The organism is Streptomyces thermoviolaceus (assembly GCF_045209695.1).
Classification (GTDB): domain Bacteria; phylum Actinomycetota; class Actinomycetes; order Streptomycetales; family Streptomycetaceae; genus Streptomyces; species Streptomyces thermoviolaceus.
Genome location: NZ_CP109280.1, coordinates 593,489 through 618,439, shown reverse-complemented (window position 1 = coordinate 618,439; position 24,951 = coordinate 593,489). Strand labels below are relative to the sequence as shown.

The window sequence follows — 24,951 nt, the reverse complement described above, 5'->3', positions numbered from 1 at the left end:
CCGCCGTGCCCGCGAGCGGTGTCACAGCTCCTTGATCCGGATGTTCCGGAAGGAGACCACATCGCTCGTGCTGTGCACCTGCAGTCCGATGTAACCGGCGGCGTAGCGTCGCCCGTCCGTCCCCGGGTCGTCCTCACGGGGCGGGTAGAACTCCTGGCCGCCGATGTTGTCGAACTCGTTGATCAGCGCGCCGTTGCGGTACACCTCGTAGTGCTGGCCCACCACACGGATCTCGTAGTCGTTCCACGTGCCCTTCGGGGTGACCCCGGCCCCGGCCAGACCCACCCGGTCGAAACCGTAGATCGAGCCGGTCTTGTACAGGTCCCCGTCGGGTTGGTCGAACACCTGCACCTCGTGCCCGTACTCGATGGCCACCCACTCCGGACGGGACTCCAGCGGGTGGTCGTGGACCCACGGGAACCGCACGAGCACCCCGGAGTTGGCGTTGCCGTCACCCGGCGCGTCGTCCCGCCACTGCAGGCGCAGCGAGAAATCGCCCCACGTGCGCTGCGGGAACCACAGCATGCCCAGGCCGTCCTTCTCCGTCCCGCTGGTGATCGACCCGTCGGGGCCGAGGGAGAAGGAACCGCCGCCGACGTGTTCCCAGCGGGCGAAGGACTCCTCGGTGCCGTCGAAGATCGTGCGGTAGCCGGTGTTCTGCCCCGGCTTGCCGATGCCCGACCGGCGGGCCGCGTCGGTGATGGCCCGCGCCTCACGCCGGTCGACGACGCCCTCGGCGAGCAGCCCGTCCAGGACCGTGTCCACGTGCTTGAGGAACAGCGCCTGGGACGTCCACTCCTTCTCGTCCTCGATCAGCTCGTTGATCCGGCACCGGTTGTTCGTGACCCGGTTGGGCACACCCGAGTCGACCGTGCCCACGACCACCGTGAGCCGCTCGTCCCACTCGGGGCAGTTCGGCGCCGGGACCCCGCCGCCCGCCACCACGGTGAAGCTCACCGTCAGCGGCTCGGAGGTGTTGCCCGCCTTGTCGGTGGCCCGGTAGGCGAGGGTGTGCGCCCCCACCCGGTCGACGACCACGGGCGCGGTGTAGGCCAGATACGGGCCGCCGTCCAGGGAGTACTCGATGCGCTCCACACCCGAGCCGCCCTCGTCGTCGGTGGCGGTCACCGTGACCGTGGCGCGGCCGATGTAGGCGCGATCGGAGTTCCGGGTGCCCTCGACGCTCACCCCGGTCACCGGCGGGGTGGTGTCCTGCACGGGCGGCGCGACGACGGTGAACTCCACCTGCTTCTCCGCCGAGACATTGCCGGCCTTGTCGGTGGCGCGGTACCGCACGATGTGCGCGCCCTCCTGGTGCACCATCACCGGCGCGGTGTACGGCTGCCAGGCGCCGTCGTCGAGTGCGTACTCGATGCTGTTGACGCCCGAGCCGGTGTCCGAGGCCGAGACGGTCACCGTCGCCATGCCGAGGTAGGCGCCGTCGTCGTCCTGCTCGCCGGTGACGGTCGCCGAGGTCTCGGGCGGGGTGGTGTCGTCGGACGGCGGCGCGACGACGGTGAACTCCACCTGCTTCTCCTGAGACACGTTGCCCGCCGCGTCCCAGGCCCGGTAGAGCAGGGTGTGCGCGCCGACCCGGTCGACGACCACGGGCGCGGTGTACGGCTGCCAGACGTCGTCGTCGAGCGCGTACTCGATCCGGTCCACCCCCGAGCCGCCCTCGTCGGTGGCGGTGAGGGTCACACGCGCCGACCCCACGTACGCGCCCTGGTCGTCGGTGGTGCCCGACACCTCGGCCGACACCTCGGGCGCCGTGGTGTCGGAGCCGCCGGGCTCGGTGACGACCAGCACGCCCTGCATCTGTGTGTGGCCGGGGATCGTGCAGTGGTACAGGTAGCGGCCCGGGGTGAGGGTCACCTGCGCGGTGTGCCGGCCGCCCTGGTCGTCATAGGGGTTGGCGAGGATGTTGAGCTGGACGTCGTTGTTGTACTCCGGGTCGGAGGTGACGAAGGTCAGCGTGTGCGGCATGCCGGTGGTGTTGCCGGTGGCCTCGCTGTTCTCGAAGACGATCGTCGCCTCCCCGGCCACCGCGGTCGCCGGAGCCGAGGTGTACTGCGTGATGTCGTCCCCGGCCGTCCAGGTCAGCACCTGGGCGGCCCGGGTCTGCGGGCGGGGCTGCCCCGCGGCGGGTGCGGTCTGCAGCCCGAGCGCCAGGAGCAGCACGGCCACCAGGGCCGTGAGCAGTCTGCGCCGAGGTCTCACGTCGTCCCCCTCGCCAGCTGGTCGGCGGGCGGTGTCGGTCCGCCGCCGGTGTAGGTGACGCGCCACAGCGCCGACTTGTCGTCGGAGGTGAAGAAGCCGCGGCCGTAGTCGAGCACGTACAGCGCGCCGTCCGGACCGAACTTCCAGTCCATGAGGTTCTTGATGCCGTCGTCGCCGACCGGCACGATCCGCTTCAGCGACTCGGCGTGCACCGGAAGTCCGCCGTCCCCTTGGGTCTTCGGGTCCATGAGCACCGCGTCGCGGGGCTGGTCGCCGTCGTAGAAGTCGCCGACGAACCACTTGCCGTCCCAGTACGACGGCCACCTCACCGCGCTGCTGCTGGCCGCGTCGTACCGGTAGACCGGCCCGTTCATCGCGGCCTGCCCGCCGCCCTTGAGCCACGGCAGCCGGTAGGTGGCCTCCTCCTGCCGGTAGGAGGGGACGCCGTCGGCGTCGCGCGGATAGTCCGGGCCGCCGCCCTGCGGGGAGTACCAGATGTTGTTGCCGGTGACCGGCGGCAGGTCGACCAGGCCGTCGTTGTTCGGGGACTCGTTCTTCGGGTGGTCGCAGTCGTACCAGCCCAGCGGCTGGGACGGATCGGGCAGGTTGCGGTCCCGGTAGGGCTGCTTGTCGCCCATGCAGTACGGCCAGCCCCGGTTGCTCGCCTTGGTGATCACGGCGAACGTGTCGTACTTGGCGGGCCCCCACACCGGGGACGGCTCGGTGGCGTCCGGACCGACCCAGCCGGCGTAGAGGATGTCGGTGGTCCTGTCGACGAAGATGCGCGCGGGGTTGCGCACCCCCATCACATAGATCTCGCCCCGGGTCTTGCCGCCGCCCTCGTCGGTCTCCTTGCCCGTGAACAGATTGCCCTCGGGGATGGTGTACGTCCCGTCGGGCTCGGGGTGGATGCGCAGGATCTTGCCGTTGAGGTTGTTGGTGTTGCCGGCGGTGCGACGGGCGTCGGCGAAGGACACGCCCTTGTAGTTCGGCTCCGGGTTGTTGCCGGAGTAACCGTCGCTGAAGCCGCTGGAGTTGTTGTCACCGGTGGCGATGTACAGGTTGTCCTGCGAGTCCCAGGCCATCCCGCCGCCGGCGTGGCAGCAGCTGTGCACCTGCACCGGCCACTTCAGCAGCACCTTCTCGCTGCTCAGGTCCAGCTTGTTCGTGGCGAGGTCGAGGGTGAAGCGGGAGACGCGGCGCTCGGCCATGTGCGTGTCCCGGTTCAGGCCGGAGTGCGGGGTGTAGTGCAGATACACCCAGCCGTTCTCCTCGAAGCGCGGGTCCAGTTCGATGCCGAGCAGGCCCTCCTCGACCTTGGTCAGCTCGTCGCCGCCGCCCTTGTTGCCGAAGACCGTCAGCTCCCCGGCCAGGGTCACCTTCCCGGTCTTCGGGTCCCAGACGTGGATCTGGCCCTTGCCCTTGCCGACGTCCGGGTCGTTCCAGTCGGTGACGACCGGCCGGGAGGCGTCGGCGCCGCCGCGCCCGATGTACAGCACCCGCCCGTCGGGCGCGACGACCAGGCCGTGCGGTTCGCCGATCTGGTCGTTCTGCCCGGGCTGGTTGGGCTCGGTGAGCCGCTCGGCCTTGTAGTTCGCGGCGATCGTGGCCTTGCAGTCGGCCTGCACCAGCCGGGTGGTCCACAGCAGTGCCCCGCGCAGATGGGCGCGGAAGTCCGTCTCGTCGTACGAGGAGACCGTGCCGCCCATGCCGGTGTAGAAGGACCGTCCGCCGTCGTAGTCCCGGCACCAGCTGATCGGGTGGTCCCAGCCGTTGGCGCTCGCCCCGGGCCGGTAGGTCGACTCGCGCACCCGGGCCACGGTGTGCACGTCGCCGGAGGGGTTCTTCACCCAGTTCGGCCACTGGTCCAGGCGCTTCCACTCCAGCGGGAGTTCGCGGGTCGCCGGGTGCTGCCGGTCACCGACCTCGACGGTCGCGCGCTGCACCGCCGTCGGGCTGTCCGGGGCGGGGCGGGCGCCGATCAGCCCGGTGAACCAGTCCGAGTAGGGCTCGGCGCGGGCCGCGTCGTGGATGCCGACGAAACCGCCGCCCGCCTCCATGTACGCCTCCAGGCCCGCCTCCTGTTCCGGGGTCAGCACATCGCCGCCGCCGGTGAGGAAGACCACCGTGTTGTAGCGGCCGAGCTTGGTGGCGTCGGTGAACACGGAGGCGTCGTCGGTCGCCTCGACCTCGAAGCGTTGCCCGGCCGGACCCGAGCGGCCGATCTGCTCGATCGCCGCGATGCCGGCGTCGACCACCGGGGACTCCTCCCCGGCCGCGGCCGAACCGTAGAAGATCAGCACCCGGACGGTGGAGCCGCCCGGCGGCGAGGCGATCGACATCGTTGTCGGCGCCGTGCCCGGATCCGGGCGGGCGCTGGCGGCGGGGGCCGCGAGCAGCCCGGCCGCGACCGCTCCGGCCGCCACGACGGCCGCCCAGCGGCGTCTGTGTGTGCTTCGTGCGCTCAACCCTCGTAAGTGCATGGGCACCTCCTCGGTGACGGCGACAGCGCCAAGAAAGCTAGGCCCCTTTGCGTGGACCGCCAATACCTATGACCGCAATGCGACGAACTTTGTCCTGGGTGTGGATAAACGCGGGCCGGGCGGCTACCGTCGCACAGGATCCTCACAGGCACGTCCCGGCACACGTCCCACCGGTCCCGTCCCCGCCGAGGAGTTCCGTATGGACAGACGCGCGTTCCACCGGAGGGTTCTGGGCGGCGCGGTCGCCGCGACCTCACTGTCCCTGGCGCCGGACGCCGTCGCCCGCGCGGCGAGCACGGCACCCGCTGCCGCGACCTCACTGCGCACCGCACCGGCCGGCGGCGAGGTCAGACATCTCACGCTCTACGCGGAGCAACTCGCCGACGGCCGCATGGGGTACGGCCTCGCCCGGGGCAAGGCCACGGTCCCGGGCCCGCTGATCGAGCTGAACGAGGGCGACACGCTGCACATCGAACTCGTCAACACCATGGACGTCGCCGTGAGTCTGCATGTGCACGGCCTGGACTACGAGATCACCAGCGACGGCACCCGGATGAGCAGCAGTCATGTGGAGCCGGGCGGCACCCGCACCTACACCTGGCGCACCCACGCTCCCGGTCGCCGCGCGGACGGCACCTGGCGCCCCGGCAGCGCGGGCTACTGGCACTACCACGACCACGTGGTCGGCACCGATCACGGCACCGGAGGCATCCGCAAGGGCCTGTACGGGCCGGTGATCGTGCGCCGCAAGGGCGACATCCTGCCGGACGCCACGCACACGATCGTCTTCAACGACATGACGGTCAACAACCAGGAACCGCACACCGGCCCCGACTTCGAGGCCACGGTGGGCGACCGCGTCGAGTTCGTGATGATCACGCACGGCGAGTACTACCACACGTTCCATCTGCACGGTCACCGCTGGGCCGACAACCGCACCGGGCTCCTCACCGGCCCCGACGACCCCAGCCGCATCATCGACACCAAGATCGTCGGCCCCGCGGACTCCTTCGGTTTCCAGGTGCTCGCGGGGGAGGGCGTCGGAGCGGGCGCATGGATGTACCACTGCCATGTGCAGAGCCACGCCGACATGGGCATGGCGGGACTGTTCCTGGTGAAGAAGCCGGACGGCACGATCCCGGGGTACCGGCCGGACCCGGACTGACCTGCGCGACGCGCCCGCGGGCGCATCCGAACAGACGCCCGGACCGGTTTATCCTGACCTGCGTCGTCGCAGGTGAGGAGTGCTGGAGTGACCGAGATGGCGCCACGTCCCACCCTGGAGGCCGTGGCCGCCCGGGCGGGGGTGTCGAGGGCCACGGTGTCCCGGGTGGTCAACGGGGCGCAGGGGGTGAGGGAATCCCTTGCCGCCCGGGTCCGCCAGGCCGTGGAGGAACTCGGGTACGTGCCCAATCAGGCGGCCCGTTCCCTGGTGACCCGGCGGCACGACGCCGTCGCCGTGGTCATCGCCGAACCGGAGACCCGGATCTTCGCCGACCCCTTCTTCGCGCTGCAGCTGCGCGGCATCGGCAAGGAGCTGACCGCCCACGACTGCCAGCTGGTGCTGCTGCTGACGGAGGGCCGGGGCGACCACGCCCGCGTCGCCCGCTATCTCGCCGGCAACCATGTCGACGGCGCCCTCGTCTTCTCCCTGCACCTGGACGACCCGCTGCCCGGACTGATCCGCAACGCCGGGGTGCCGACGGTGTTCGGCGGACGCCCCGGCTGGGGCGAGGACGACGAGGGCGCCCTGTACGTCGACAGCGACAACCGCGGTGGCGCCCGCACGGCGGTGGAGCACCTGGTCTCCCTCGGCCGCCGCAGGATCGCCCACATCACCGGGCCGCTCGACCAGACCTCGGCGGTCGACCGCCTGGAGGGCTACAAGGACGTCCTGCCGAAGGCCGACCCCGCGCTGATCGAGCCGGGCGACTTCACCCCGGCCGGCGGCGAGCGCGCCATGCGCGCTCTGCTGGACCGCTGCCCCGACCTGGACGCGGTGTTCGCCGCGAACGACCTGTCCGCCTCCGGCGCCCTGCGGGTCCTGCGCGAACGCGGACTGCGGGTGCCCGAGGACGTCGCCGTGGCCGGCTTCGACGACATGCTGCCCGTCGCCGAGCAGACGGACCCGCCGCTGACGACCGTGCGTCAGGACATCGAGCACATGGGCCTGCTGATGGCCCGCCTGCTGCTGCGCCGCCTCGACCGCAACCGTCCGGACCCGGACACCGAGGACGGCGCGCCGCGCAGCATCGTCACGACCACGACGCTGGTACGGCGGGCGTCGGCGTAGCCCCGGGCTGCACCGGCTGCGCCCGCGGTGTGCAGGACGGCGGCAACCGCAGCGCGGCGAGGGCGGGTCCGACGACGTGACCACACGGTTCGTGCACTCCCACGTGGAATTGACGCCGACTCGACCAGACGGTTCGGCGCCACTGGCTGCATGCGGAGCCCGAGGCGGGTCGCTGAGCGGAACGGGAGCCCGACACTGCGCGAGCTGGAGGCGCGGGCGTACGTCTGCCGGTCCTCCGTCACGCGTGACAAGGCGAGGACACGGCCGGCGCAGCAGCACAAGCACTTCGTGGGTTCGCTGAGGGAGGCCGGCGCACGCGTATGCTGCGTCGAGCCGTCGGCCGCCCCGGATACTCCCCGCTGCTCGACCCTCGAGGAGCGGCAGCAGTCCGGGGCGGCCGAGCGGCGGTACGGTCGGGGCGGGCCCGCCGGGCGTGCGGCCGCGAGGACGGCGGGGCGGCCGCGACGACGGCGGGGCGGCCACGTTGATCGGGCGTTCATCGTTTGTCGTGCGCCGCCCGGCACGCTCTTGTGCATGCAGACCACGACAGTCACCCCGCCGACCGTGCCCACCTGGCAGGCCCAGGCCCTGTGCGCGCAGACCGGAGCCGACTTCTTCTTCCCCGAGCCGGGCAGCTCCGTGCGCGAGGCGAAGCGCATCTGCGGCATGTGCGAGGCCCGTCCGGCCTGTCTGGAGTACGCGCTCACCCACGACGAGCGCTTCGGCGTCTGGGGTGGGCTGTCCGAGAAGGAACGCCTCGCCCTGCGGCGCCTGAGGACGCGCTGATCGCGCGCCGCGGCGGCCGCGGGCGGACGGACGGTGCGGGCCGGGCCGTCGCACGGCTGCACCGGGCCGGCGACGGCTTTGCCGCTGGTCACCCTCACCGTCCCGTCCTCCGGCAGCAGCCGGCGGGAAGCGCTCCCCGCCGGACAGGGGCGCCGCCGTCCGGTCGGCGCGGGCGCCCCGGAACGCCGCCTCGCCCGCCAGCGGGGGCAGTTCACCGGCGACGGTGCGCAGCAGCGTCGTCGTGCCGGTGCCGCAGGCGACCCCTCGGGCCGGGGCAGCGGGAACGCGGGCGGTCGTCGCGCCCGGCGCGATCGAGACGTGCGCGCCTGTCGGCCGTCATCAGGAGGTTCGTTCCGCCGGCCGTCGTCAGGAGGTGTGGTCCTGCTGCCCGTCGTCGCCCATCAGCCGGGCCAGATCCTCGTCCAGGTCGAGCCGCAGATGCTCCCGGCCGGCGGGCACCAGCGCGTTCGTGGCCCGCAGGAACAGGCGCAGCTCGCCCGTGTCGACGTGCACCACGGCGGTGCCCTCGGGAGCGCGGAACTCCATGACGGTGCGACCGTAGCCGTACGGGCGCACCCGTACGTCGCCGTCGCCCTCGGGCTGGTCCAGACCCGCGGTCAGCAGCTCCCGGGCGAAGGTCCAGCAGACCTCCACCCCGTCGAGCGTGGCCGGTGCCGGGAAGGTCATGCGGACGGCGAACGGGTCGCACGGGTCGTAGCGCAGGGTGGCGGTGATGCGGGACATCTGCGGCGCGGCGGCGACCAGGCGGGTCTGAACGGGCTGCTCTATCACGGTGGACAACGCCTTGCTCCCTTGCGACGGATGGCGGGCGTGCGACGGACGACACCGATGTGCGTGCTGTGGACGGCGCACGACGGCGGGGCGTCCGGGCGGACGAGGCCGGGCATGGGGGAAGACGCCGGAACCGATCCGTCCGTGCACCCGGGAAGCGGGTGACCTGTGTCACCGCCTTCATGCCGGGCGCTGTCGGAGCGACCGGCTCCGCAGGGAGGCGCGGGTGGCGGAGGAGGCGAAGTGTTCCGGGATGCGGGTATCCGGTTCTCGACGGAGAGGAAGTGAACGGTAGGCCACGCGGGTCCAGCCCCGAACGGGAGCGTCAGCACGAGCACATCCAGCGCAGCGCGCGGGATTGGGGGAGAGCACCGAGCGCGCCAAGGAGATCGCGGCCCGCCCGGTGAACAAGGAGCGCGCCCGCTCGGGCGAGTCGAAGACCGCGAGCCGCTTCTCGGCCCGCGAGCCGTCCCCCGCTCAGCGGGGCGGGCAGCGGTCCGGCCGGAGCGCGGAGGGGCAGACCTGCCACCAGCTCCACGAGGAGGCCAGGCGGCGGGACATCCACGGCCGTTCGGAGATGAACGAGGAGCAGCTGCGGCAGGCCCTGGGCAAGGGCTGACCGCCGGTGCCGGCCGGCGGGCGGGGGCGCGCGCGGCACCCGCGCGTCCCGCTGCGTGTGAGCGGATCGGTGCGCACGGGGCGGCGGGGTGCGGCACCGGGTTTCCGCCGGCCGCGGGGGCGTCATAGGCTCGGGGCACCATGACGACGATCGCAGGCGTTCCGGCGGGCTGGCCCACGACCGAGGAGGAGGCGCGCGCCGTGCAGGACGCGCTGCGCGCCCGGGTGGTGCTGGACGAGACGGGGCCGAAGCCGGGCACCGGCCACGTCACCGGGGTGGACGTCGCCTACGACGACGAGCGCGACCTCGTCGCGGCGGCGGCCGTGGTGCTGGACGCGGCGACCCTGCGCGTCGTGGCCGAGTCCACCGCCGTCGGCCGGATCGCCTTCCCGTACGTGCCGGGTCTGCTGGCCTTCCGGGAGCTGCCGGCCGTGTGCGCCGCGCTGGACGCCCTGGATCGTCCGCCCGGCCTGGTCGTCTGCGACGGCTACGGGCTGGCGCATCCGCGCCGGTTCGGACTCGCCAGCCATCTGGGGGTGCTGACCGGACTGCCGACGATCGGCGTCGCCAAGAACCCGTTCACCTTCTCCTGCACGGATCCCGCACCGACGCGCGGCAGTTCCACGCCGCTGCGGGCGGGCACCGACGAGGTCGGTCGCGCGCTGCGCACCCGGGACGGGGTCAAGCCGGTGTTCGTCTCCGTCGGCCACCGGGTGTCGCTGGACAACGCCTGCGCCCACGTCCTCGCCCTGACCCCGTCCTACCGTCTGCCGGAGACCACCCGCAGGGCCGACGCGCTGTGCCGGCGGGCCCTGCGCGAGGCCACGGCGGCGGGGCGCCCCGCCGACTGAGCCGCCGTGGTCCTCGGCGGTGCGTCCCGCGCAGCAGCCGCCGGCCGGTCGGTCCGGGGCACCCGGCGTGCCCCGCGCCCGCCGTCGGCCGGTCCGGGATGCTCGGTGTCCCGCACTCCGCGCGCGTGCCTCGCTCCGACGGACCGCACTGCGCGCCGCCGCGTCGGGCCGCGGCTAGCGTGAGGGGGCGGGCCGGTCCGCCGGGTGCGCGGTACGACACCGGCCGAGCAGGGAACGACCCAGCAGGGAACGACCGAGACGACCAGGAACGGAAGCTGGCTAAGCGCTTGCTCGCTCAGGGCTTGTGCGGAGTCGGCCGCATTCCTAGCATCAGCAGTGTGACAGCGATGGTGTCACAGTGATCCGGTGCCGCTCCGGAGCAGCGGACACCGGGCACGGCGGCGCCGCGGCCACGGCCGCCCGCGCCGAGCAGGGCGGCCGGGACGGTCACGACCGGCCACGGCGACCGCGCGGGCCGCAGCGGTCACCGTCACGGCGAGCAAGGGGGCTCCATGGCAACGGCACCGACGCAGGGGCGGCACGGTCCGCTCACCGGTGTGCGCGTGGTCGAGCTGGCCGGCATCGGCCCCGGCCCGTTCGCCGCGATGCTCCTCGCCGACCTGGGCGCCGACGTGGTCCGCGTCGACCGCCCCGGCGGCACCCCGCTGGGCATCGACCCCGCCCGCGACCTGACCAACCGCAACAAACGGTCGGTGATCGTCGATCTGAAGGCGGCCGACGGCCCCGCCCGCGTCCTCGATCTCGCCGCCCGCGCCGACATCCTCGTCGAGGGCTACCGGCCCGGTGTCGCCGAACGGCTCGGCGTCGGACCCGAGGCCTGCCACGCACGCAACCCCCGCCTGGTCTACGGCCGGATGACCGGCTGGGGTCAACACGGGCCGCTCGCCCCGCGCGCCGGACACGACATCGCCTACATCGCCGTCACCGGCACCCTCGGCATGATCGGCGCCCCGGACCAGCCCCCGGCGGTGCCCGCCAACCTCCTCGGCGACTACGCGGGCGGCGCCCTCTACCTCGTCGTCGGGGTCCTCGCCGCACTGCACCACGCACGCGAGACCGGCACCGGCCAGGTGGTGGACGCCGCCATCGTCGACGGCACCGCCCACCTGTCCACGATGATCCACGCCATGCTCGCGGCCGGCGCCTGGCAGGACCGCCGCGGCGTCAATCTGCTGGACGGCGGCTGTCCCTACTACGGCACCTACCGGACCTCGGACGGGGCGTACATGGCGGTCGGCGCGCTGGAGCCGCGGTTCCACGACGAGTTCCTGCGCCTGCTCGGCCTGTCCGAGCACGCCGGGGCCCACACCGACCCGGCCCGCTGGGACGACCTGCGCGAGGCGGTCGCCGCCCGCTTCGCCACCCGTACCCAGAAGGAGTGGACGGAGGTGTTCGAGTCCTCCGACGCCTGCGTCGCGCCGGTGCTGTCGCTGCGCCAGGCCCCGCACCACCCCCACCTCGCGGCCCGCGGCACCTTCACCGACCACGCCGGCCTCACCCAGCCGGCCCCCGCACCCCGCTTCTCCGCCACCCCCACCGCGGTGCGCAGTGCACCCGCCCGCCCGGGCGACGGCACCGCGGCGGTGGCCCGCGACTGGGACCTGCCCGCCCTGCTGCAGGACGACGCCTGACCCGGCCGGCACCGCCCCGTTGTGCACCTCCCGTCCGCCCGGTCCGCCCGGGACCGTCCAACCCGATGTCGAAAGGCCCACTGACGTGAGCACCGAAGCGTATGTGTACGACGCCATCCGCACCCCGCGCGGGCGCGGCAAGGCCAACGGCTCCCTGCACGGCACCAAACCCGTCGACCTGGTCGTCGGCCTCATCCACGAGATCCGGCGCCGCCTGCCCGGCCTGGACCCGGCCGCCGTCGACGACATCGTCCTCGGCGTCGTCAGCCCGGTCGGCGACCAGGGCTCCGACATCGCCCGCATCGCCGCGATCGCCGCGGGCCTGCCCGACACGGTGGCCGGCGTGCAGGAGAACCGCTTCTGCGCCTCGGGTCTCGAAGCCGTGAACCTGGCCGCCGCCAAGATCCGCTCCGGCTGGGAGGACCTGGTGCTGGCCGGCGGGGTCGAGTCGATGTCCCGGGTGCCGATGGCCTCCGACGGCGGCGCCTGGTTCAACGACCCGATGACCAACCTCGCCGTCGGCTTCGTCCCCCAGGGCATCGGCGCCGACCTGATCGCCACGATCGAGGGCTTCTCCCGCCGGGACGTCGACGAGTACGCGGCCCTGTCCCAGGAGCGTGCCGCCGCCGCCTGGAAGGAGGGCCGCTTCGACCGCTCCGTGATCCCGGTCAGGGACCGCAACGGCCTGGTCGTCCTCGACCGCGACGAGCACCTGCGGCCCGGCACCACCGCCGACACGCTGGCCAAGCTCAAGCCGTCCTTCGCGGACATCGGCGAACTGGGCGGCTTCGACGCCGTCGCGCTGCAGAAGTACCACTGGGTGGAGAAGATCGACCACGTCCACCACGCGGGCAACTCCTCCGGCATCGTCGACGGCGCCGCCCTCGTCGCCATCGGCTCCAAGGAGGCCGGCGAACGCCACGGGCTGACCCCGCGCGCCCGGATCGTCTCCGCCGCCGTCTCCGGCTCCGAGCCGACCATCATGCTCACCGGCCCCGCCCCCGCCAGCCGCAAGGCGCTCGCCAAGGCCGGCCTGACCATCGACGACATCGACCTGGTCGAGATCAACGAGGCGTTCGCCGCGGTCGTGCTGCGCTTCGTCAAGGAGATGGGCCTGAGCCTGGACAAGGTCAACGTCAACGGCGGCGCCATCGCGCTCGGCCACCCGCTCGGCGCCACCGGGGCGATGCTGCTGGGCACCCTGGTCGACGAACTCGAACGCCAGGACAAGCACTACGGCCTCGTCACGCTGTGCGTCGGCGGCGGCATGGGCATCGCCACCGTCGTCGAACGCCTCTGACACCTCTCCCGACGGATCACCCCCGGACCATCACGGAGCACCTTCCATGAGCACTGAGCCCACCACCATCCGCTGGGAGCAGGACGACACCGGCGTCGTCACCCTCGTCCTGGACGACCCGAACCAGTCCGCCAACACCATGAACCAGGCGTTCCGGGACTCGCTCGCCGCGGTCGCCGACCGTCTGGAGGCCGAGAAGGACACCATCCGCGGCGTCATCGTCACCTCCGCCAAGAAGACGTTCTTCGCCGGCGGCGACCTGCGTGAACTCGTCCGGGTCACCCCCGACGACGCGCAGGACCTCCTCGACGGCGGCCTGGCCCTGAAGCGGAACCTGCGCCGCATCGAGACCCTCGGCAAGCCCGTCGTCGCCGCGATCAACGGCGCCGCCCTCGGCGGCGGCTACGAGATCGCGCTCGCCTGCCACCACCGCATCGCCCTGGACGCCCCCGGCTCCAGGATCGGCTGCCCGGAGGTCACCCTCGGCCTGCTGCCCGGAGGCGGCGGCGTGGTGCGTACCGTCCGGCTGCTCGGCATCACCGACGCCCTGCTGAAGGTGCTGCTCCAGGGCACCCGGTACAGCCCGCGCCGAGCCCTGGACAACGGCCTGGTCGACGAGGTGGCGGACACCCCCGAGGACATGATCGCCCGGGCCCGCGCCTTCATCGACGCCCACCCCACGTCGCAGCAGCCCTGGGACCGCCCCGGGTACAAGATCCCCGGCGGCACCCCGTCGCACCCGAAGCTCGCCGCCGACCTGCCCGCCTTCCCGGCCAATCTGCGCAAGCAGACGAACGGCGCCCCCTACCCGGCACCCCGCGCCATCCTGGCCGCCGCCGTCGAGGGCGCCCAGGTCGACTTCGAGACCGCACAGGTCGTCGAGTCCCGCTACTTCGTGGAGCTGGCCACCGGTCAGACCGCGAAGAACATGATCCAGGCGTTCTTCTTCGACCTGCAGGCCGTGAACTCCGGGGCCGGCCGGCCGCAGGGCGTCGAACCCCGCCGGGTCCGCAAGGTCGCCGTCCTCGGCGCCGGGATGATGGGCGCCGGCATCGCCTACGCCTGCGCCCGCGCCGGCATCGAGGTGGTCCTCAAGGACGTCTCGCTCGAGGCCGCGGTCAAGGGCAAGCAGTACTCCGAGAAGCTGTGCGCCAAGGCCGTCGCCAAGGGCCGCACCACCCGGGAGAAGGCGGACGCGCTGCTGGCCCGGATCACGCCCACCGCCGAGATCGCCGACCTCGCCGGCTGCGACGCGGTGATCGAGGCGGTCTTCGAGGACCCCGGGCTCAAGCGGAAGGTCTTCCAGGAGGCCGAGCAGGCCGTGGCGCCCGACGCCCTGCTGTGCTCCAACACCTCCACCTTGCCCATCACCGCCCTGGCCGAGGGCGTGCAGCGCCAGGACGACTTCATCGGGCTGCACTTCTTCTCGCCCGTCGACAAGATGCCGCTGGTCGAGATCGTCAAGGGCGAGCGCACCGGCGAGGAGGCCCTGGCCCGCGCCTTCGACCTGGTCCGGCAGATCGACAAGACCCCGATCGTGGTCAACGACTCCCGCGGCTTCTTCACCTCCCGGGTCATCGGCCACTTCCTCAACGAGGGCGTCGCCATGGTCGGCGAGGGCATCGAGCCGGCCTCCGTCGAGCAGGCGGCCGCCCAGGCCGGCTACCCGGCCAAGGTGCTCGCCCTGATGGACGACCTCACCCTCACCCTGCCCCGGAAGATCCGCGACGAGACCCGGCAGGCCGTCGAGGAGGCCGACGGCACCTGGAGGCCGCACCCGGCCGAGGCGGTCCTCGACCGCATGGTCGACGAGTTCGGCCGCACCGGCCGCAGCGGCGGCGCCGGCTTCTACGACTACGACGAGAACGGCACGCGCCTGCGCCTGTGGCCGGGCCTGCGCGAGCACTTCACCGAGCCGGACCACCGGATCCCGTTCGAGGACATGCAGGAGCGCATGCTGTTCTCCGAGGCGCTGGACACCGTCCGGCTCCTGCAGGAAGGCGTGCTCACCTCCGTCGCGGACGCCAACGTCGGCTCGATCCTCGGCATCGGCTTCCCCGGCTGGACCGGCGGCGTGCTGCAGTACATCAACGGCTACCCGGGCGGCCCGCGCGGCTTCGTCGCCCGCGCCCGGCAGCTCGCCGAGCGCTACGGCGAGCGGTTCACGCCCCCCGCGCTGCTGGTGGAGAAGGCGGAACGAGGGGAGACGTTCACCGACGCCCGCTGAGGTGCCCCGGCGCTCCCGGGCGCCGGGTCATCCGCCGGCGCTGTGCAGCCACGCCCGCAGTTCCTGCCGCAGGGACCGCTGGAACGTGGTGAGCAGCGCCTGCACCACCAGCGGGTGCATATGGGCGGACAGCGACCGGACGTCCTCGGTGCCGCGGCCGGCGACCGCGGTGCGCAGCAGCTCGGACAGTTCGTGTGCGGCCGCCCGGGAGTGCTCGGTGAGCACCGACCGGGCGGCCAGCACCGTCTGCTGCGACAGCGGCACGTCGAGCAGCTCGACACCGAGCCGCAGCAGCCCGGTGTCGACCCGGTAGCGCTCCTCGGGGGCGCCACCGGTGCGATCGGCCTGCTCACCCGGGTCCGCGGCGTCCTCGTCCCGGTCCTCCCGGTCGCCGTCCGCCACCCGTGCCAGCACGCCCATCGCCGCCAGCCGCCTCAGGTCCTCGTCGCTCAGCGGGCGCCCGGCCCGCCGCCGCAGCTCCCGGCGGTCGAGCGTCTCCTCGGTCTCCGGCGCCCAGGAGGCGACCACCGCCCGCTGCACGGCCAGCTCGCGCGGGCTCAGGTCGGGCGGGAGCTGCCGCAGATGCCGCTCGATCGCGGCGAGCGTCATGCCCTGCCGCTGCATCTGCCCGATCAGATCCAGCCGGGCCAGGTGCTCCTCCCCGTAGCGGCCCACCCGGCGGGGGCCCAGCACGGGCGGCGGCAGCAGGCCCCGGCTGCTGTAGAAGCGCACGGTGCGCACGGTGACGCCGGCCCGGGCGGCCAGCTCGTCGACCGTATAAGCCGGCTCGGCGGCGTCGGGCGTCGTCATGTGCAGCAGTATCGCTGTCTCACCGGGAGTGTGAAAGCCGGTGGCCGAGATGCGCTGATCATGTGAGAAGTTCCGCTGTGTGAGATGCACCATCGCATGAAAGGTGATCTCTCTGGGAAGTTGCTGCTCTGGTCTGTACCGCGTGAGCTGGTGCGGGCCGGAACCGTACGGCACCCGGGCTCATCCGCTCGGCGCACCAGAGAGTAGATCCACCCGTGAGCAAGGAATCCGTGCACACGGCACAGGTCGTCGAACAAGCACCGACGACCGCCGCACCCGCAGACGCGGGCGACGCCGGGTACAGCAAGGACCTCAAGCACCGCCACATCAACATGATCGCGATCGGCGGCGCGATCGGCACCGGCCTCTTCCTGGGCGCCGGCGGCCGGCTGCACAACGCGGGCCCGGCGCTGGCGCTGGCCTACCTCATCTGCGGCGTGTTCGCGTTCTTCGTGGTCCGCGCGCTCGGTGAGCTCGTCCTGTACCGCCCGTCGTCCGGGTCCTTCGTGTCGTACGCGCGCGAGTTCCTCGGCGAGAAGGGCGCCTACGTCGCCGGCTGGATGTACTTCCTGAACTGGTCCACGACCGGCATCGCCGACATCACCGCGGTCGCGCTGTACGCGCACTACTGGAGCTTCTTCTCGCCGCTCCCGCAGTGGCTGCTGGCACTGATCGCCCTGGCGATCGTGCTCACCGTGAACCTGATCTCGGTGAAGATCTTCGGCGAGATGGAGTTCTGGTTCTCCATCGTCAAGGTCGTCACGCTCGTCGCGTTCATGCTGATCAGCATCTTCCTGCTGGTCACGCGGCACGAGGTGGACGGCTACACCCCCGGCCTGAGCGTGATCGCCGACCACGGCGGCTTCCTGCCGCACGGTGTGATGCCGGTCATCCTCGTCATGCAGGGCGTGATCTTCGCCTACGCCGCCCTGGAGCTGGTCGGTGTCGCCGCCGGCGAGACCGCCGAGCCGGAGAAGGTCGTCCCGCGCGCCGTGAACTCGATCATGTGGCGGGTGGGCCTGTTCTACGTCGGCTCCGTCGTGCTGCTGGCCCTGCTGCTGCCCGGCTCGGTGTACTCGGCCGACGAGAGCCCGTTCGTCACCGTCCTGTCCAAGATCGGTGTCCCGGCGGCCGGCGACGTGATGAACCTCGTCGTCCTCACCGCCGCGATGTCCTCGCTGAACTCCGGCCTGTACTCCACCGGCCGCATCCTGCGCTCCATGGCGATGGCCGGCTCGGCGCCGAAGTTCACCCGCGTGATGAGCCGCAGCCAGGTCCCCTACGGCGGCATCCTGCTGACCTGCGGGATCTGCGTGCTCGGCGTCGGGCTGAACTACCTGGTGCCCAGCGAGGCCTTCGAGATCGTGCTGAACGTCGCCTCCCTCGGCATCGTCAGCACCTGGGTGATCATCATGATCTGCCACATGATCTTCGTCCGCCGCGCCAGGGCGGGTCTGGTCACCCGTCCGCACTTCCGCCTGCCCGGCAGCCCGTTCACGGAGATCGTCACGATCGCGTTCCTGCTGGCCTGCGTCGGCCTGATGTGGAACGACCCCGAGGTCGGCCGCAAGACCGTGATGCTGATCCCGCTGATCGCGGTGCTGCTGGTGGCCGGCTGGTTCGGTGTCCGCCGCCGGGTCCTGCAGGGGGAGCAGACCACCGACGAGCCGGTGAAGTAGCCGCCGCTCGCACATCATCCGGGGGGATTGTCACGGTTCCGGGCCGCGCGGCCGGAGGCGCTCAGGGCGCCCCGGCCGCGCGGTCGTGTGGTCACCGGCCGTGCACGTCGTTCGTGGCCTCGATCTTCTTCCAGGACCGCGGCTGCTCGACGCCGGCCGGCGAGGCGGCGAAGGACGCCGCACGGGCCGCCGGGGCGGCCGGCTTGACCGGCTGGAACAGCCAGGTGTCGAACAGCGCGGCCAGCGGCTTGCCCGAGACCTGCTCGGCGTACGTTACGAAGTCGGCCACGGAGGCGTTGCCGTAGGCGTGCTGCTGCGGCCAGCCCTTCAGCAGCCGGAAGAACGCCGTGTCGCCGATCTCGTTGCGCAGCGCCTGGATCGCCAGGGCACCCCGGTCGTAGACCGCGGCTTCGAACTGGTGGTCGGCGCCGGGGTCGCCCGGCTTCACCGTCCAGAAGGGGTCGTCGGCGGGGTGCGAGGCGTAGACGTAGTCCGCCAGCTGCTGCGTCGTGCCCTCGCCCTCGTGCTCCGACCACAGCCACTGCGCGTAGCGGGCGAAGCCCTCGTTGATCCAGATGTCCTTCCAGCCCTTGACGGAGACGCTGTCCCCGTACCACTGGTGGGCCAGCTCGTGCACCACCACCGAGGTGTTCGAGCCGTTGGCGAACTGCGCCGGGCTGTAGTACACCCGGGTCTGGGTCTCCAGCGCGTACCCCGTGGTCGTGTTCGGCACATAGCCGCCGGCCGAGTCGAACGGGTACGGCCCGAAGTAGCCGCTGAGCCAGTCCACCAGCTCCCCGGTGCGCTCCACGCTCGCCCGCGCCGCACCGTCGTTGTCGCCGAGGTCCTTGCTGTAGGCGTTGATCACCGGCACGCCGCCCTCGGAGGTGCCGGTCGTGATGTCGAACCGGCCCAGCGCGAGCGTGGTCAGATAGGTCGCCTGCGGCTTGTTCTGCCGCCAGTTGTAGCGGGTCCAGCCCAGCTGCGAGCTGGTCGACACCAGGGTGCCGTTGGAGATGGCCTGGGTGCCGTCCGGGACCGCCACCGACACGTCGAAGGTGGCCTTGTCGCCCGGGTGGTCGTTGCTCGGGAACCACCACCAGGCGGACTCCGGCTCGTCCGCCGCGACCGCGCCGTCCGGGGTGCGGTGCCAGGTGGTGAAGCCGTACGCGCTCTTGGTGGACGGCACCCCGTGGTAGCGGACGACCACCGTGACCGGCGTGTCCTCGGCCAGCGGCTGCCGGGGCGTGACCACCAGTTCGTGCTCCCCGGAGGTGGTGAAGCGCGCCGTCACTCCGTTGACCCGCACCTCGTCGACGTCCAGCAGGAAGTCCAGGTCGAAGCTGGACAGGTCCTGCGTGGTGCGCGCCGAGATCGTCGCCGTGCCCGACAGCTCGTCGGTGGCGGGCTGGTACGTCAGGCGCAGGTCGTAGTGGGAGACGTCGTAGCCGCCGTTGCCGTAGTACGGGTAGTACGGGTCGCCGATGCCCGGTGCGCCGGGGGAGAAGCTCGCGGCCGATGCCGGGATCGCCAGCAGCAGCGAGGCCGCGGCCACGGCGCCCGGCACGGTGAATCTGCGGTGCACGTCAGCTCCAAGTCGTCGGGTGCGTTGCCGAGAGCCTAGGAAAGATCCGCCGGCGTGGTCGTGTCCATGCCCGCATTTGTCATGTGATCGCCATCCGGCCGTCATGAACGAGACGTCCGGCGCCTCATGGGGCGTCGCACGTCCGACGACACGTCAGCCGCACCCTTCTGCGCGGCAGTCGGGCCCGGTACCGTCTTCGCCCATGCCGACTAGCATGCGCATGACCATCTCACGGTCGTCCGTCGTGGCGGTCGCCGCCGCTCTGGCCGCCGCTGTGCTCGGTCCCGCGGCCCACGCCGCCCCGTCCGCCGGTTCCTCCCCGCGCGAGAGCCGGCCCGTCTACTCCTATGCGGACGCCGTACGCGAGACCGTCTGGGTCGACACCGGACTCGACGGTGACGGCGACGGCAGGACCGACCGCGTCGCCGCCGACATCGTCCGGCCCCGCGAGCCCGCCCGACAGGGCCGGACAGTGCCGGTGATCCTGGAAGCCAGCCCGTACTACTCCTGCTGCGGGCGCGGCAACGAGAACCAGACCAAGACCTACGACGCGGACGGCCACGTCGTGGGGATGCCGCTGTACTACGACAACTACTTCGTGCCCCGCGGCTACGCCTTCGTCGCCGTGGACCTGGCCGGCACCAACCGGTCCGACGGCTGCGTCGACGTCGGCGGACGCTACGACATCCGGTCGGCGAAAGCGGTCGTCGACTGGCTGGGCGGCCGCGCCCGCGCCTACACCGCCCGCACCGGCGGCACCCCCGTCCGGGCCACCTGGACCGACGGCACCACCGGCATGATCGGCAAGAGCTGGGACGGAACCATCGCCAACGGCGTCGCCGCCACCGGCGTCGAGGGCCTGAAGACCATCGTCCCGATCAGTGCGATCTCCTCCTGGTACGACTACTACTTCCAGCAGGGCGCACCCCTCTACGGCTCCGGCCCCGACCGGCTGGCCGACGCCGTGGAGAGCGACACCGCCCGCGCCCACTGCGCGGCCGTCCAGCAGCAGCTCGTCGACGGCGCACCCCGCACCGGCGACTGGACGGCGCTGTGGACCGCCCGCGACTACGTCCGCGACGCCGCCAAGGTCCGCGCGAGCGTCTTCCTCGTGCACGGCATGCAGGACCTCAACGTGCGCACCAAGCACCTCGGGCAGTGGTGGGACGCCCTGGCGAAACACCAGGTGCGGCGCAAGATCTGGCTGTCCCAGACCGGCCACGTCGACCCCTTCGACTACCGGCGCGGCGCCTGGGTGGACACCCTGCACCGCTGGTTCGACCACGAACTGCTCGGCTACGACAACGGCATCGACCGCGAACCGATGGCCGACATCGAACGCCATCCCGGCCAGTGGGTCACCTCCCGCGTCTGGCCGCCGCGCGACACCTCGGCGGTCACGCTGCACCCCGCCCCCGGTCCGCAGGCCGGTGTCGGCGCCCTCGGCCCGAAGGCCTCCCGCGGCACCGAGACCTTCACCGACGACCCGGCGCTGAGCGAGACCGACTGGGCGGCGCGGGCCACCACACCGTCGCCGGAGAAGGTCTCCTTCGTCACCCCGCGCCTCACCCGGGACCTGCGGCTGTCCGGCTCGTCCCAGGTCACCGTCACCGCGACGCCCAGCACCACGACGGCCCACCTGTCCGCCGTCCTCGTGGACCTCGGCCCGGACACCATCCGCGACTACGCCGACGCCGCGGAGGGCATCACCACCCTCACCGACCGCACCTGCTGGGGCGCGAGCACGGCGGGCGACAGCGCCTGCTACCTGGAGACCGAGGCGAAGACGACCCGGGTGGACGCCACCGTCGTCAGCCGCGGCTGGGCCGACCTCGGCCACCACGCCTCCCCGACCCACGGCGTCCCGCTCACCCCGGGCCGGGCCTACCGCCTCACCGTGGACCTGGCGGCCACCGACCATGTCGTGCCCGCGGGACACCGGCTGGCGCTGATCGTGGCCGGCACCGACAAGGGCCTGATCGATCCGCCGTCCACCACCCCGACGCTCACCCTGGACCTCGCCCGCACCTCGGCCCGGCTCCCGCTGGTGGGCGGTCCGGCGGCCTTCGTACGGGCCACGTCCTGAACGGCGGCGCACACCGGTCCGGCACCAGGCCGTGTCCGCGACGTCGCGCGGCGGACGGGACGTTCCGGACACGGTCCGCGGTCCGCGTCGGCACGGCGCCGGCGCGGACCGTGCCGGGGGAGTGCCTCGGGCGAGGGGCGAGGGCGTACCTCAGCACCTGAGGTGACCGGTCGTCAAGAGGCGTACCCCCTCATGGGTGTACCGGCCACCGAAGCGGGGGAGCGCGGGTCCTAGACTCGGCAACCGTTGCTCCGAGGAGCCAGACCCCCCGACCGAAAGGCCTGGTAGTCCATGTTCAAAGACGCCCCCATCTACCACCAGCTCGTGGCCGAACGAGGCGATGTGCCCGCCCGGGTCCGGGACGCCGCCTCGACCATACGCAGGGAGCTGGACCAGGTGATGCGCACCGGGCAGCCGTCGAGCGCCCTCCAGGCCGAGGCCCCGGCCGCCGGTCAGGGCCAGCGGTCCGCCTCGGCGCTGCCGCCCGGCCCGCACCCGCGCTGACCGACGGCCACGCTGGTGCCGCGGGGGCGCCGAACGGCCGCCGCGTGCGGGCCGTTCCCCGGTGCACGCCACCCTGCGCACCGCTTCGTCACGACGTCAGGACGCCACGACGTGGAGCGCCACGACGTCCTGACGTCACGACACGTCGGCCGCCCGGCCGTGCCGCCCGGTGCACCCCCGCCGGGGAGACGGGCTCGGGCCGCCGGCATGTCCGCCGCACGGCCCGGCGCGGGGCCGTCGCCCGTGCCGGGCCGCGGGCCGTGCGGCACGCTCAGCGCCGGCCGGAGTCCGAGCCGAGCAGGCCCGCGCGCCGCAGCGCGTCCGCCATCGCGCTGTTGACCGGGGCGGACGCCTGACGCGTCCCGCCGCCCCGGCCCTGGCGCTGCTGCGGCGGACGGCCGCCGCGCCGCCGCTGCTCGCCGCCGCCCTGCCGGGCCTGCGGGCCCGCCTCGTCGTCCAGACGCAGCGTCAGCGAGATCCGCTTGCGCGGGATGTCGACGTCGAGCACCTTCACCTTCACGATGTCGCCCGGCTTGACCACGTCCCGCGGGTCCTTCACGAACGTCCGCGACATCGCCGACACATGGACCAGACCGTCCTGGTGGACACCGACGTCCACGAACGCGCCGAAGGCCGCCACGTTCGTCACCACGCCCTCCAGGATCATCCCCGCCGACAGGTCGGAGATCGTCTCCACGCCCTCCTTGAACGCCGCCGTCCGGAAGGCCGGCCGCGGGTCGCGTCCCGGCTTCTCCAGCTCCTTGAGGATGTCGGTGACCGTCGGCAGACCGAAGGTGTCGTCCACGAAGTCGGCCGGCCTCAGCGACCGCAGCACCGCCGTGTTGCCGATCAGCGACGCCACGTCCTGGCCGGTGGTCTTCACCATGCGCCGCACCACCGGGTACGCCTCCGGGTGGACGCTGGAGGCGTCCAGCGGGTCGTCGCCGCCGCGGATCCGCAGGAAGCCCGCGCACTGCTCGAACGCCTTCGGGCCCAGCCGGGGCACCTTCCTCAGCTGCGCACGGGAGGTGAACGGCCCGTTGGCGTCCCGGTGCGCCACGATGTTCTCGGCGAGCGAGGGCGTGATGCCGGAGACCCGGGCGAGCAGCGGCACCGACGCCGTGTTGACGTCCACGCCGACGCCGTTCACACAGTCCTCGACCACCGCGTCCAGCGAACGGGACAGCTTCACCTCGGACAGGTCGTGCTGGTACTGGCCGACCCCGATCGACTTCGGGTCGATCTTCACCAGTTCCGCCAGCGGGTCCTGCAGCCGGCGGGCGATGGAGACGGCGCCGCGCAGCGAGACGTCCAGATCGGGCAGCTCCCGCGAGGCGTACTCGGAGGCCGAGTACACCGAGGCGCCGGCCTCCGACACCATCACCTTGGTCAATTTCAGCTCCGGGTGCCGGGCGATCAGTTCGCCGACCAGCTTGTCGGTCTCCCGGGACGCGGTGCCGTTGCCGATCGCGACCAGCTCGACCGCGTGCTGTTTCGCGAGCCCGGCCAGCTTGGCGATCGCCTCGTCCCAGCGGTTGGCGGGGACGTGCGGATGGATGACGTCCGTGGCCACCACCTTGCCGGTGGCGTCCACCACGGCCACCTTCACGCCCGTACGGAACCCCGGGTCCAGGCCGAGCGTGGCGCGGGTGCCGGCCGGGGCGGCCAGCAGAAGATCGCGCAGGTTCGCCGCGAACACCTTCACCGCCTCGTCCTCGGCGGCCGTGCGCAGCCGCAGCCGCAGATCGATGCCGAGGTGGACGAGGATGCGGGTGCGCCAGGCCCAGCGGACCGTGTCCAGCAGCCAGGCGTCCGCGGGCCGGCCGCGGTCGGCGATCCCGAACCGGCGGGCCACGAGGGACTCGTACGACGACGGACCGTCGCCCGGCTCCTCCGGCTCCAGGACGAGGTCCAGCACCTCCTCCTTCTCCCCGCGCAGCATCGCCAGGATCCGGTGCGAGGGCAGCTCGGTGAACGGCTCGGCGAAGTCGAAGTAGTCGGCGAACTTGGCGCCGGACTCCTCCTTGCCCTCCCGTACCTTCGCAACCAGCCGGCCCCGCACCCACATGCGTTCGCGCAGCTCGCCGATCAGGTCGGCGTCCTCGGAGAACCGCTCGGTGAGGATCGCCCGCGCCCCGTCCAGCGCCGCCTGCGCATCCGCCACGCCCTTGTCCGGGTCGGCGAACGCGGCCGCGGTCTCCTTCGGCTCCAGCCCCGGGTCGGCGAGCAGCCGGTCGGCCAGCGGCTCCAGACCGGCCTCCCTGGCGATCTGCGCCTTGGTGCGCCGCTTGGGCTTGTACGGCAGGTAGATGTCCTCCAGCCGTGCCTTGGTCTCGGCGCCCCGGATCCGCGCCTCCAGCTCCTCGGTGAGCTTGCCCTGCTCGCGCACCGACTCCAGGATCGCCGTCCGGCGGTCCTCCAGCTCCCGCAGATAGCGCAGCCGCTCCTCGATCGTGCGCAGCTGCGCGTCGTCGAGCATCTCCGTGGCTTCCTTGCGGTAGCGGGCGATGAAGGGCACCGTCGAACCGCCGTCCAGCAGCTCCACGGCGGCCCTGACCTGCCGCTCCCGCACGCCGAGCTCCTCGGCGATCCTGCTCTCGATGGACCCTGCAGCAAGGGACTCGGGTGTCGTCACGTTGCCGTACCGCCTTCTCCGCTTCGGGTTGCGCGGCAATTGTGGCAGGAGCGACCGCCGATCCGGGGACAGGGCGGGCCCCGGCGGGGCGGAGCGTGTCCCCGGCCGCCCGCCGCGGGCCCCGGCGCGTTCGGCGGGCGGCCGGGCCCGCCGCGGCACGGCTCAGCGCAGTTCGGGCGCCGCGACCCCGTACGGCTCCAGCGGCATCTCGGTCGTACGGCTCCAGCGGGATCTCGGTCACCGGTGCCCCGCCGCCGACGGGTGCGGGGTGCCCTCGGCGACAGGACGGACCGTGACCGGCCCGGGGTTCTGCCCGACCAGCCGCACGATGCGGTGGCCGTCGGCGTGCACCACCAGGTCCGCGGACATCCGCGGGTCGGGGACCGTCACCGGGCGCCGCACCCGGGCGAACGCGGCGAGTTCCACCGT

17 protein-coding genes and 1 pseudogene are annotated in these 24,951 nt (G+C 72.5%); 11 read left to right on the top strand and 7 right to left on the bottom strand.

Annotated features, from left to right (window positions below; genetic code table 11):
• Positions 1-21: 21 nt before the first annotated feature.
• Positions 22-2,220 carry an OmpL47-type beta-barrel domain-containing protein gene (locus tag OG899_RS02780; protein ID WP_406310883.1) on the bottom strand — a complete coding sequence of 733 codons (2,199 nt, stop codon included), beginning with the start codon at positions 2,218-2,220 and terminating at the stop codon, positions 22-24.
• A complete protein-coding gene (locus OG899_RS02775) occupies positions 2,217-4,703 on the bottom strand; it encodes a ThuA domain-containing protein (protein ID WP_125497542.1) in 2,487 nt (828 codons plus the stop codon). The genes OG899_RS02780 and OG899_RS02775 overlap by 4 nt, the downstream gene beginning before the upstream one ends.
• Before the next feature lie 199 nt (positions 4,704-4,902).
• On the opposite strand from OG899_RS02775, the gene OG899_RS02770 reads away from it, so the two are divergent.
• The 3 genes from OG899_RS02770 (at position 4,903) to OG899_RS02760 (ending at position 7,782) form a co-directional block, all read left to right on the top strand.
• Positions 4,903-5,868, top strand: coding sequence for a multicopper oxidase domain-containing protein (locus tag OG899_RS02770; RefSeq protein WP_125497541.1), 966 nt, complete (start codon positions 4,903-4,905; stop codon positions 5,866-5,868).
• A gap of 87 nt (positions 5,869-5,955) precedes the next feature.
• A complete protein-coding gene (locus OG899_RS02765; RefSeq protein WP_125497540.1) occupies positions 5,956-6,996 on the top strand; it encodes a LacI family DNA-binding transcriptional regulator in 1,041 nt (346 codons plus the stop codon).
• A 534-nt stretch (positions 6,997-7,530) separates the two neighbouring features.
• Positions 7,531-7,782 carry a WhiB family transcriptional regulator gene (locus OG899_RS02760; protein ID WP_125497539.1) on the top strand — a complete coding sequence of 84 codons (252 nt, stop codon included), beginning with the start codon at positions 7,531-7,533 and terminating at the stop codon, positions 7,780-7,782.
• A gap of 366 nt (positions 7,783-8,148) precedes the next feature.
• Here OG899_RS02760 and OG899_RS02755 read toward each other — a convergent pair whose 3' ends face one another.
• Positions 8,149-8,583 (bottom strand): SsgA family sporulation/cell division regulator, encoded by a 435-nt coding sequence (locus tag OG899_RS02755; RefSeq protein ID WP_406310882.1) that lies wholly within the window; start codon positions 8,581-8,583, stop codon positions 8,149-8,151.
• A 275-nt stretch (positions 8,584-8,858) separates the two neighbouring features.
• Between OG899_RS02755 and OG899_RS02750 the strand changes: the two are divergent.
• The 5 genes and pseudogenes from OG899_RS02750 (at position 8,859) to OG899_RS02730 (ending at position 15,223) form a co-directional block, all read left to right on the top strand.
• Positions 8,859-9,193: pseudogene (locus OG899_RS02750) on the top strand (plasmid stabilization protein).
• Positions 9,194-9,333: 140 nt separating this feature from the next.
• A complete protein-coding gene (locus OG899_RS02745; protein ID WP_125497537.1) occupies positions 9,334-10,044 on the top strand; it encodes an endonuclease V in 711 nt (236 codons plus the stop codon).
• A 512-nt stretch (positions 10,045-10,556) separates the two neighbouring features.
• On the top strand, positions 10,557-11,696 hold the full coding sequence (locus OG899_RS02740) for a CaiB/BaiF CoA-transferase family protein (RefSeq protein WP_168132112.1): 1,140 nt from the start codon (positions 10,557-10,559) through the stop codon (positions 11,694-11,696).
• 85 nt (positions 11,697-11,781) lie between these two features.
• Positions 11,782-12,996: an acetyl-CoA C-acetyltransferase gene (locus tag OG899_RS02735; protein WP_125497535.1), complete on the top strand. Its 1,215-nt coding sequence runs from the start codon at positions 11,782-11,784 to the stop codon at positions 12,994-12,996.
• Positions 12,997-13,042: 46 nt separating this feature from the next.
• Positions 13,043-15,223, top strand: coding sequence for a 3-hydroxyacyl-CoA dehydrogenase NAD-binding domain-containing protein (locus OG899_RS02730; protein ID WP_406310881.1), 2,181 nt, complete (start codon positions 13,043-13,045; stop codon positions 15,221-15,223).
• Positions 15,224-15,250: 27 nt separating this feature from the next.
• Here OG899_RS02730 and OG899_RS02725 read toward each other — a convergent pair whose 3' ends face one another.
• Positions 15,251-16,033: a MerR family transcriptional regulator gene (locus OG899_RS02725; RefSeq protein WP_125497533.1), complete on the bottom strand. Its 783-nt coding sequence runs from the start codon at positions 16,031-16,033 to the stop codon at positions 15,251-15,253.
• Between the two features lie 215 nt (positions 16,034-16,248).
• Here OG899_RS02725 and OG899_RS02720 point away from each other — a divergent pair, with 215 nt between their 5' ends.
• Positions 16,249-17,712, top strand: coding sequence for an amino acid permease (locus tag OG899_RS02720; RefSeq protein WP_125497532.1), 1,464 nt, complete (start codon positions 16,249-16,251; stop codon positions 17,710-17,712).
• A 91-nt stretch (positions 17,713-17,803) separates the two neighbouring features.
• On the opposite strand, the gene OG899_RS02715 is transcribed toward OG899_RS02720, so the two are convergent.
• A complete protein-coding gene (locus tag OG899_RS02715) occupies positions 17,804-19,297 on the bottom strand; it encodes a M1 family metallopeptidase (RefSeq protein WP_189428392.1) in 1,494 nt (497 codons plus the stop codon).
• Positions 19,298-19,499: 202 nt separating this feature from the next.
• On the opposite strand from OG899_RS02715, the gene OG899_RS02710 reads away from it, so the two are divergent.
• Together OG899_RS02710 and OG899_RS02705 are read left to right on the top strand one after the other, a co-directional pair.
• Positions 19,500-21,383 (top strand): Xaa-Pro dipeptidyl-peptidase, encoded by a 1,884-nt coding sequence (locus OG899_RS02710; protein WP_356850103.1) that lies wholly within the window; start codon positions 19,500-19,502, stop codon positions 21,381-21,383.
• Between the two features lie 291 nt (positions 21,384-21,674).
• A complete protein-coding gene (locus tag OG899_RS02705) occupies positions 21,675-21,887 on the top strand; it encodes a hypothetical protein (RefSeq protein ID WP_125497529.1) in 213 nt (70 codons plus the stop codon).
• Between the two features lie 271 nt (positions 21,888-22,158).
• On the opposite strand, the gene OG899_RS02700 is transcribed toward OG899_RS02705, so the two are convergent.
• Both OG899_RS02700 and OG899_RS02695 read right to left on the bottom strand, forming a co-directional pair.
• Positions 22,159-24,522 (bottom strand): Tex family protein, encoded by a 2,364-nt coding sequence (locus tag OG899_RS02700; protein ID WP_406310880.1) that lies wholly within the window; start codon positions 24,520-24,522, stop codon positions 22,159-22,161.
• Between the two features lie 237 nt (positions 24,523-24,759).
• The gene (locus tag OG899_RS02695; RefSeq protein WP_125497527.1) at positions 24,760-24,948 is read right to left on the bottom strand and encodes a hypothetical protein; all 189 of its coding nucleotides are present in this window, start codon (positions 24,946-24,948) and stop codon (positions 24,760-24,762) included.
• Between the last annotated feature and the right edge of the window lie 3 nt (positions 24,949-24,951).

What these genes read in the sequence shown, in the direction of transcription:
- OG899_RS02775 (WP_125497542.1), bottom strand. Translation starts at nt 4,703, where the DNA reads ATGCACTTACGAGGGTTGAGCGCACGAAGCACACACAGACGCCGCTGG.
- OG899_RS02770 (WP_125497541.1), top strand. Translation starts at nt 4,903, where the DNA reads ATGGACAGACGCGCGTTCCACCGGAGGGTTCTGGGCGGCGCGGTCGCC.
- OG899_RS02760 (WP_125497539.1), top strand. Translation starts at nt 7,531, where the DNA reads ATGCAGACCACGACAGTCACCCCGCCGACCGTGCCCACCTGGCAGGCC.
- OG899_RS02745 (WP_125497537.1), top strand. Translation starts at nt 9,334, where the DNA reads ATGACGACGATCGCAGGCGTTCCGGCGGGCTGGCCCACGACCGAGGAG.
- OG899_RS02740 (WP_168132112.1), top strand. Translation starts at nt 10,557, where the DNA reads ATGGCAACGGCACCGACGCAGGGGCGGCACGGTCCGCTCACCGGTGTG.
- OG899_RS02730 (WP_406310881.1), top strand. Translation starts at nt 13,043, where the DNA reads ATGAGCACTGAGCCCACCACCATCCGCTGGGAGCAGGACGACACCGGC.
- OG899_RS02725 (WP_125497533.1), bottom strand. Translation starts at nt 16,033, where the DNA reads ATGACGACGCCCGACGCCGCCGAGCCGGCTTATACGGTCGACGAGCTG.
- OG899_RS02710 (WP_356850103.1), top strand. Translation starts at nt 19,500, where the DNA reads ATGCCGACTAGCATGCGCATGACCATCTCACGGTCGTCCGTCGTGGCG.
- OG899_RS02705 (WP_125497529.1), top strand. Translation starts at nt 21,675, where the DNA reads ATGTTCAAAGACGCCCCCATCTACCACCAGCTCGTGGCCGAACGAGGC.